This window comes from Stenotrophomonas sp. 63632_Sma (assembly GCF_056482875.1).
On sequence record NZ_CM151220.1, the window covers coordinates 1,135,845 to 1,145,402 of the forward strand.

Below are 9,558 nucleotides of genomic sequence, written 5' to 3' on the forward strand. Positions count from 1 at the left end.
CTACAGTAAGGCCGAGCCAAGCCCGCAGGTGTTGCGTGGAGCGCCGGCGGACAGGCCGGCGCCCCGTTGCCTCACATCGTCACCTTGCGCCGGTTGTCATCGCTCACGCGGTCGATCAGCTTGTTGTACGGGTCGAAGCCTGCTTCATCCGGCTTTTCATCCACCGTCACCGTGATCTTCGGCGCGGCGCTGGTGATGTGGTGGCGCTGCAGATACAGCACCTTCTGGTCGCGTTCCTTGCCCGACGGCCCGTTGGCGAACACGCCGATCTCGACCCAGTCATCCATCGTGCCGTCGCTCTCCTTGCCCTTGCCATCGGCGTACTGCTTGGCGGCGTGCAGGTCCAGGGTCACGTCGTAGCGACCGTCAGCACGCTTGCGGGCGCTGGCGGCCATCACCCGGTTGTCGTAGAAACTGATCTTCTCGAACAGGTCGGTGACCAGCTGCTGGCGGTCGGCCGGGGTCTCCGCCCGGATGTAGCCCAGCAGTTCGCGTGAGGTGGTGTACGGCGGTTGCTGATAGCCCTTGTCCTGCAGGAAGCGCTTCAACGCACGGTTCAGCGCCTGCTCGCCGATTTCCTCGCGCAGCCGGTAGAACACCAGCGAACCCTTCTGGTAGTGGATGTACTGCTGGTTCTCCACGCGCTCCAGCGGCTGCTCCTCGATGGCCTCGCCACCGCGTCCGGACAGGTAGCCATCCAGCTCGCGCTTGAGGAACTGGCGCATGTGCTGGCGGCCGTACTCCTGCTCCATCACCATCAGCGCAGAGTACTGCGACAACGATTCGGAGAGCACCGTCGCGCCCTGCACGTTGGCACCGATCACCTGGTGCGCCCACCACTGGTGCGCGATCTCGTGCGCGGTCACGTAGAACACGTAGTCCACCTTGTCCGGATCGCGCAGGTCGGCGATGAAGCCGATGGCCTCGGAGTAGGGGATGGTATTGGCGAACGACTGCGCGAAGCGCGCATAGCCTGGGAACTCGATGATGCGTACCTGGCGGTGCTGGTAGGGCGTGAAGTTCGCTTCGTAGTAGGCCAGCGACTTCTGCACCGCTTCGATCATCCGGTCCACGTTGTAGCCGTGCGCCGGGTCGAAGTAGACCTCGATCGGGATGTCCTTGTACTTCGCCTTGCGCACCTCCCAGCGTGCCGACAGATAGGCGTAGAAGTTCAGCATCGGCCGATCCATGGCGTAGCTGAAGCAGCGGCGGCCATTCACCGCGGTCTCCTTCTGCAGGTAGCCCGGCGCCAGCGCCACCTGGTCCGGTGCGGTGCAGACCGTGGTGCGGAAGTCGAGCCAATCGGCATCGTTGGAGATGTAGGTGTTGGCACGCGCGGCTTCGTCTTCCAGCTTGGGCATGCGCCGCGGCTCACCCAGGCCGCGCTTGCGCCGCTCGTTGCGGTCGCTGATCTCGGCGCCTTCGTTGTAGCCGAACGACGGCAGTACGCGGCTGTTGAAGAACGTGCCGTTGTCGACGATGTTGCTCGGCGCCTGGCCGGCGGTGATGCCATTGGGTTTCTGCACCACCCGGAAGTGGACGTTGCGGCTTTCACCCGGTTGCAGTGGCGCGGCCAGGCGGTAGATGCGGTAGCCAAGGTCGGCGTCGTGCATCGACAAGGTCTGCCCACCCAGGTCAGCCGCGACCAGCTGCTTGTCGTCGCCCATCGAGACATGCACGTCCTGGATTGGCACGGCATGCGTGTTGCGCACCGTCCAGTTCGCATCGATCACCATCGACTGCGATTCGGGGAACAGGTCCACGCGGTTGTCCACCGCCACGATGCGAGGCTGCGGCAAAGTGCGGTACTTCGACAGCTCGCGCTCGTAGCGGGCCTGCAGATCCAGCTGCTGGTCGGGCGAGATGAACTCGTTGCGGATGTTGGTGCTCCAGTAGAGCCAGCCGCCCACGCCGATGAAGGCCAAGGCCGCTACTCCAGCGAAGACGCCGGTCGGACCGCGCAGGCGGCGGCCGGCCAGGGCCAGTCGCTGGCGCAGCCCTTGGCTGACGCCACGCACCCAGAATGCCGATGCCAGGCACATCAACGTCAGCAGGAACAGGGCCCAGTAGCCCTGGAACGCCAGCTGCCCGGTCAGGAAGTGGCCGTAGCCGTTCATGTCCGAATAGGGCGCGTTGGGCCAGCTGCCGAAGTTGTACAGGTTCTGCGTGTAGTCGAGCAGGCCGAGCACACCCTGGCCGATCATCACCACGATCAGCAGTGCGTAGCCGACGAACTTGTTGTTGGTGAGCACCTGCAGCACCAGCGCCAGGCCGCCCATCAGGATGTAGACCACCGAATCCAGGGCCAGGCTGCGCAGGTACAGCAGCGGCTCAAGATGCGTGTAGCCCTTGGCCAGCTGCACACCCATCGCCGCCAGCGCGCCGGCGGCCTGGAAGCAGACGATCACCGCCAGCAGTGCAGTGAACTTGGCCAGCAGCGGCACCCAGTTCGGCACCGGCATGGCATCGGTCACTTCATTGATGCGCGCGCTGCGTTCCTTCCAGACCAGCTCACCGGCGAAGAACAGCACGATGATCACCAGCAGCCAGCTGAAGGCGCCCTGCAGGCCCATGATCATCTGCGAGGTGACCGGCCAGATCGAGGTGCCGTACAGGGTCTGCCGGAACAGCGCGCTGGGCAGGAAGTTGGCCAGGCCGAGCACGAGCAGCACGATGAACGGCACGCTGCGCAGGACGCCACGTGTATCGAAGCGGACCTGGCGCAGGAACTGCTGCCACGCCGTGGTGGTAGTGAACGCCGGTACCACGCGCGGCAGCGTTGCGCGGGTGGGGCGGACGGCGCCGGCATCGGCAACCGGTTGCGCCTGCCTGAGGCCCCAGCGCCGACGGCCACTGCCGCTGCGTTCGGTGCGGAACAGCGCGAAGGTGGCGGTGAACAGCGCGGCAGCCACGCCCAACCACAGGGCGCGATTGGCCAGCAGGTAACCGGCCAGCTCGGGAATCCCGTTGTTGCGTTCGGCGGTGGACCAGTAGCGGATCGTGCGGCCCAGTGCGCGCATGCCCAACGGTTCGCTCAGCACCGCGATCCACGTGTTGTCGATGTCGCGCAGCAGGGCTGCACTGACGCCATACAGCACGAGGTAGGCCACCAGGCCGATGTAGACCCACAGGATCGAGCGCGTCAGCGCCGCCAGCAGCGACAGCAGCGCGGTGGTGAACAGCAGGTTCGGAATGACGATGACCGCGAACGTCCACGCATAGCCCTGCCAGCTGATCGGGCCCATGCGCTCGGGATCGACCCACGGCATGAACGGCGCCAGCCACAGGCCGAACGCGATCAGGACGTAGACCAGCAGCCCGGCCGCCAGGGCGGCAGCGATGCGCCCGGCCAGGTAATCGCGGCGCTTCACCGGACTGGCGAAGATCAGTTCGGCGGTGCCGAGTTCGAAGTCACGCAACAGCGCATTGCTGACGAACAGTGCGGTGACCAGCATGCCAAGCAGGGTGAAGATGCCCAGCATCTGCGCGATCACGGTGGGCGCGTTGCTGTGCACGTTGCCAGTGCCGCCACCGATCTGCACGGCGTCGCTGGAGGCGGCGGCGAAGGCGAGCAGGGCGAACAGCCCGGCCAGCAGCCACAGCAGCGGGGAACGCAGCTGCTCGCGCAGCTCGAAGCGGAAGAAGTTGAGGATCATGGCGTGCTCCGCTCAGGCTGCCGCGCGGGCACGGGCCTGCAGGCGCAGGCGCTGGAAGTACACGTCCTCGAGGTCGGGAGCTACGGCCGCAAAGCCGTCGCCGGGGTCGTTGGCGCTGTGCACGTGGATCACCGGGCGGCCACCGACCAGGCGGGTCGACAGCACCACATAGCGCGCTTCGTGGTCGGCCAGTTCCAAAGGATCGACCTGCTTGCGCCAGACCTGGTGCTGCAGGGCGTCAATGGCTTCGGCAGGACGGCCGGTCAGCAGCACCTGGCCCTTGTTCATGATCGCCATCGTCGGGCACAGATCGGTTACGTCCTCGACGATGTGGGTGGACAGGATCACCGCCACGTTCTCGCCGATGGCCGCCAGCAGGTTGAGGAAGCGGTTGCGTTCTTCCGGGTCGAGGCCGGCGGTGGGTTCATCGACGATCACCAGCCGCGGGTCACCCAGCAACGCCTGGGCAATGCCGAAGCGCTGGCGCATGCCGCCGGAGTAGGTGCCCAGCTTGCGTTTGCGGGCGTCCCACAGGTTCACCTGCTGCAGCAGTCCATCGACCACCTCGCGGCGCTGCGCGCGCTGGGTCAGGCCCTTGAGCACCGCGAAATGCTCCAGCAGGTCCAGCGCGCTGACTTTCGGGTACACGCCGAAATCCTGCGGAAGGTAGCCCAGCCGGCGGCGCACCGCGTCCTTGTCGCGCAGCACGTCGATCGGTGTCTCGCCGGGGATGGTGAGCACGGCCGTGCCGCTGTCGGCCTCCTGCAGGGTGGACAGCGTGCGCATCAGCGACGATTTGCCGGCGCCGTTCGGGCCGAGCAGGCCGAACATGCCGCGCGGGATGTCCAGGTTGACGTTGTTGAGGGCATGCACGCCGTTGGCGTACGTCTTGGACAGCGAATCGATCTTCAGCATGCGACGTACACCTTTCAATGGGCGATGTCTGCGCGTTATCCGCGCATCAGCCTCCGTGCGCATCCGCCGTTGGTCATGGGGGGAGAATTCCGCCGTCGCACGTTGGGGCGTGGGGCGGTGGCCTGGCAGCGCTTACCCGCGCAGCGAAGATTCCCGCACCACCAGCTTCACCGGGATGCTCTGGCTCTCCACCGGTTGCCGGCCGATCAGTGCCAGCAGGCGCTCCACCAGCAGCTGTCCGGCCTGCTTGGTGTCCTGCTGCACGGTGGTCAGCGCCGGGGATACCGAGGCCGCCAGTGGGATGTCGTCGAAGCCGGTCACCGCCACGTCCTGTGGCACCCGCAGGCCAGCCTCGCGGAGCGCGCGCATCGCACCGATGGCGATCAGGTCGCTGGCGGCGCAGATCGCATCGATCGGTTCACCGCGCGCCAGCAGCACCTGGCAGGCCTCCTGGCCGGAAGCCTCGGTGGTGATCGCATCGTGCTGCAGCGCCGGTTCGGCGCCCAGGCCGTGGTCCTGCAGGGCCGCGACATGGCCGCGGTAGCGTTCCTGGAATTCGGGGTAATGGCTGGAGGCATGGCCGAGGAAGGCGATGCGGCGGCAGCCCTGCTGCAACAGGTGGGTGGTGATGTCATGCCCGCCCTGGAAGTTGTCGCTGCCGATCGACAAGCCGGGCTGGCCGGGCAGGGCGGCGCCCCAGCGCACGAAGTGCGTGCCCTGTTCAACCAGCCGCTGCAGGCGGTCGCGCGATTCGTGGTAGTCGCCGTAGCCGAGCAGGATGATGCCGTCGGCCTTGTTGCTGTCCTCGTAATCGGCCTGCCAGTCGGTGGACAACTGCTGGAACGATACCAGCAGGTCCTGCCCGTGCAGGGCGCAGGCGCGGGTGATCGAGCCCAGCATCGAGTGGAAGAACGGGTTGATCAGCGAGTCGTCGTTGGTCGGGTCTTCGAAGAACAGCAGGGCCAGGGTGCCGGCGTTGCGCAGGCGCAGGCTGGAGGCGTTCTTGTCGACCTTGTAGTTCAGTTCGCGGGCGATGCGCAGGATGCGCTCGCGGGTCTCGGCATTGACCATCGGGCTGCCACGGAGCGCCCGCGACACGGTCGGCTGGGAGACCCCGGCCAGGTGGGCGATGTCCAGGGAGGTGGCTTTGCCTTTGATCGTCATGGGAACGGATAGGGAACGTGCAGCGATCATGATGCCATGAGGCTGGCCCTCCGCTCGCAGGTGCGCTCCTGTCTGGATGAACGGGATTGATGTTGAAAAATGTGACCAATTTGTCACTTTGACCTGATTTGCACAAAAGCGCATTCAGCAGATGGACAGCTGCCATGGCATGGCCCTAGAGTCCGCGCACCAGGGGACAACAAGGCAGTTGACGTGGGCAGTAACGGATCAGGGATCGATCTGCAGGAGTCACTGTGCGTGGACGATGGAGGCGCGCTGGCGTGCTTCGTCGCCCTGTTGGGGTTTCTGGATCGGCCTGCCGACCCCGACCAGCTCCGGCACCAGCTGGGCCACCCCGAAGGCCGTATCGATACACAGGATCTGTTGCGCCTGGCCAAGCGGATGGACGTCAAAGCACGCGTGGTACAGGCGCGGGTAACCGCGCTGCGCGACCATCCGCTGCCCGCCATCGCCTGCCTGGCCGACGGGCGCTATACGCTCGTGCTCAAGGCTGACGCCGAGAACGTGTTGTGCTTCGACGCGGCGGCCGACGGACGCCCGGTCACGCTGTCCCTTGGCGAGTTCTCGCAGGAGTTCGATGGCCGCCTGTTGCTGATGACCACGCGTGAAAGCGTGGCCGGCGCCGTGAGGCGCTTCGATGTCGGTTGGTTCATTCCTGCCCTGGTGAAGTATCGCCGCCTGCTGCGTGACGTGTTGGTAGCCTCGTTCTTCCTGCAGTTGATGGCACTGATCACGCCGCTGTTCTTCCAGGTGGTGATCGACAAGGTACTGGTGCACAAAGGCATCACCACGCTGGAAGTGCTTGCCCTCGGCCTGCTGGTGGTTTCGGTGTTCGAAGTGCTGATGGGCGGACTGCGCACCTACCTGTTTTCGCACACCACCAGCCGCGTTGATGCCGAACTTGGCTCGAAGCTCTTCTCCCACCTCACGCATCTGCCATTGGCCTATTTCCAGGCGCGCCGGGTGGGCGATTCGGTGGCGCGCGTGCGCGAACTGGAAACCATCCGCGAGTTCCTCACCTCTTCGGCGCAGACGGTCGTGCTGGACCTGTTCTTCGCCATCGTGTTCCTGGCCGTGATGTGGCTGTACAGCCCTGCATTGCTGCTGATCGTACTGATCACGCTGCCGCTGTACGCGGTGGTGGTCATGGTGGTCGGGCCGATGCTGCGGCGCCGCCTGGATGAAAAGTTCGTGCGCGGTGCCGAAAACCAGTCGTTCCTGGTCGAAGCAGTGACCGGTGTGGAGACCATCAAGGCGCTGGCGGTCGAGCCGCAGGCGCAGAACCGCTGGGACAAGCAGCTGGCGGGTTACATCCAGGCCAGCTTCCGCGCCAGCATGCTGGCCAACTGGGGCTCGCAGGCGGTGCAGCTGATCCACAAGCTGGCCACCGTGGCACTCCTGTTCTTCGGCGCGCGGCTGGTGATTGACGGCAAGCTGACCGTGGGCGAACTGGTGGCGTTCAACATGCTTGCCGGGCAGGTTGCCGGGCCGGTGCTGCGCCTGGCGCAGTTGGCGCAGGACTTCCAGCAGGCGCGCATTGCCGTGGAGCGGCTGGGCGACATCCTCAACTCCCCTACCGAACCGGCCAGCTCACCCTCGCGTGCCAGCCTGCCGGCAGTGGATGGCCGCATCGCGCTGGAGCACGTGTCGTTCCGCTATCGGCCTGAGGGGCAGGAAGTGTTGTCGTCGGTCAGTCTGGAGATTGCTCCGGGTGAGATCCTCGGCGTGGTCGGGCCCTCGGGATCCGGCAAGTCGACCCTGACCAAGCTGATCCAGCGCCTGCACACCCCGGAGCGCGGCCGTGTGCTGGTGGATGGTGTCGATCTGTCCATGGTGGATCCGGCGTGGCTGCGGCGACAGGTGGGTGTGGTGCTGCAGGAAAACCTGCTGTTCAACCGCAGCGTGCGCGAGAACATCGCCATGGCCGACCCGGCGATGCCGATGAGCCGGGTGGTGGAGGTGGCCAAGCTGGCGGGGGCGCACGACTTCATCCTGGAGTTGCCCGAGGCCTACGACACGCGCATCGACGAGCGCGGCGGCAACCTCTCCGGCGGGCAGCGTCAGCGCCTGGCGATCGCTCGCGCGCTGGCCATCGACCCGAAGATCCTCATCTTCGACGAAGCGACCTCGGCGCTGGATGCGGAGAGCGAGGAAGTCATCCAGGACAACCTCAAGCGGATGTCCGCTGGCCGCACCGTGATCATCATCGCGCATCGTCTTTCGGCGGTACGCCAGGCCAACCGCATCGTGACCCTCGAACGTGGCCGCATCACCGAGACCGGCACGCACGAGGATCTGCTCCGCGCGGGAGGCCGTTACTCACTGCTCTACACCAAACAGATGGGCCTGCCCGCCGTGGCGGCCCCGCTGAACTGACCACCGCGGGCCCAGCCAAGGACAGCACGCATGTTGAAGGGACTGAGGCATCACCTGGGCATCCTGCGCGAGAGCCTGCGCGCGGAGCGTGCGCAGCCGGACCAACGCGACTCGGCGGCGCCGGACTTCCTGCCGGCGGCGCTGGAGATCCTGGAAAAGCCCCCGAACCCGATCGGCCGCACCGTTCTCTGGCTGCTGATCGCCTTTCTCGCCATCGCATTGGCCTGGTCGTGCCTTGGCCGCCTGGACATGGTCGCGGTGGCCGAAGGCAAGGTGATTCCGCGCGGCAACGTGAAGGTGATCCAGGCTGCGGACCAGGGTGTGGTCCGTGCGATCCACGTGGTTGAAGGGCAGTCGGTGAAGGCCGGCACGCCGCTGCTCGAACTGGACCCGACGGTCAGCCATGCCGAAGTCGAGCAGGCGCGCCAGGCGTTGCTGACCGCGCAGATCGATGTGGCACGGGCGCAGGCCGTGGTTGACCACGTTGCCGGTCGGGCCGGTCGCTTCATCGCACCGGAGGGAGCACCTGACAGCATCATTGCCATCCAGCAGGCACTGGTGGCCGCCAAGCAGCGCGAGTTCGATTCCACTGTGGGTGGCTTGCAGCAGGAGCGCAGCCAGCGCGATGGCGAGCACGGCATGATCCTGGCCGAGATCGCCAAGCTGGAAGAGCAGCTGCCGCTGGCTACCGACCAGTTGAACAAGCTGGAGGAGCTGAGCCGCGACAACTATGTGCCGCGACTGCAGGTGGCCGAAGTAAAGGAGCGTGTTGTCGGCATGCGCCAGGACCTGGCGATCCGTCGCGAAGAGCAGCGTAAAGCGACCGCTGCGCAGCTGGCGGCCAGCCAGCAGATGAGCAAGAGCCGCAGCGAGTTCGCACGTGAAGCACTGGACGCCCTGACTGAGGCGGAAGCGGCACGCGCGTTGCGAGGCGAAGAATTGAAGAAGGCCCATGACAAGGCTGGGCACACGGTATTGCGCGCACCCGTGAATGGCGTCGTGCAGCAACTACAGGTGCACACCATCGGCGGCGTGGTGAAGCCGGCTGACGCGCTCATGGTGCTGGTGCCGCATGACGGCGAGCTGGTGGTCGATGCGATGCTGCCCAATCGCGATGCCGGCTTCGTCCGCGACGGGCAGCCGGTGGAGGTGAAGCTGGAGGCCTATCCGTTCACCCGCTACGGTGTGGTGGATGGCGTGGTCGAGACTGTGGGCCGTGATGCGGTGCAGACCGAGAAGGAGGGGTTGCGCTATCCGGCGCGCGTGCGCCTGCTGCGGCCCTGGATCGAAGTGGATGGCCGGCGCCGCGCGCTGGCGCCGGGCCTGGCCGCAACGGCGGAAATCAAGACCGGTGACCGCCGCATCATTGAATACCTGTTGTCGCCGCTGTCCAGGCGCGTGCAGGAAGCGGGGAGGGAGCGATGAG

Annotated in this window: 5 protein-coding genes; 2 read left to right on the forward strand and 3 right to left on the reverse strand. The window is 66.0% G+C overall.

The window, feature by feature from the left end; all coding sequences use genetic code 11:
- Window positions 1-71: 71 nt before the first annotated feature.
- The 3 genes from ACZK45_RS05265 to ACZK45_RS05275 form a co-directional block, all read right to left on the reverse strand.
- The gene (locus tag ACZK45_RS05265) at window positions 72-3,656 is read right to left on the reverse strand and encodes an ABC transporter permease/M1 family aminopeptidase (RefSeq protein WP_346485540.1); all 3,585 of its coding nucleotides are present in this window, start codon (window positions 3,654-3,656) and stop codon (window positions 72-74) included.
- A gap of 12 nt (window positions 3,657-3,668) precedes the next feature.
- On the reverse strand, window positions 3,669-4,571 hold the full coding sequence (locus ACZK45_RS05270) for an ABC transporter ATP-binding protein (RefSeq protein WP_180837909.1): 903 nt from the start codon (window positions 4,569-4,571) through the stop codon (window positions 3,669-3,671).
- A gap of 132 nt (window positions 4,572-4,703) precedes the next feature.
- Window positions 4,704-5,735 carry a LacI family DNA-binding transcriptional regulator gene (locus ACZK45_RS05275; RefSeq protein ID WP_180837910.1) on the reverse strand — a complete coding sequence of 344 codons (1,032 nt, stop codon included), beginning with the start codon at window positions 5,733-5,735 and terminating at the stop codon, window positions 4,704-4,706.
- A gap of 258 nt (window positions 5,736-5,993) precedes the next feature.
- On the opposite strand from ACZK45_RS05275, the gene ACZK45_RS05280 reads away from it, so the two are divergent.
- Together ACZK45_RS05280 and ACZK45_RS05285 are read left to right on the forward strand one after the other, a co-directional pair.
- A complete protein-coding gene (locus ACZK45_RS05280) occupies window positions 5,994-8,132 on the forward strand; it encodes a type I secretion system permease/ATPase (protein ID WP_235202901.1) in 2,139 nt (712 codons plus the stop codon).
- A 30-nt stretch (window positions 8,133-8,162) separates the two neighbouring features.
- Complete coding sequence (locus tag ACZK45_RS05285; RefSeq protein WP_125893699.1) at window positions 8,163-9,557, forward strand: HlyD family type I secretion periplasmic adaptor subunit; 1,395 nt, start codon at window positions 8,163-8,165, stop codon at window positions 9,555-9,557.
- Window position 9,558: the final 1 nt, after the last annotated feature.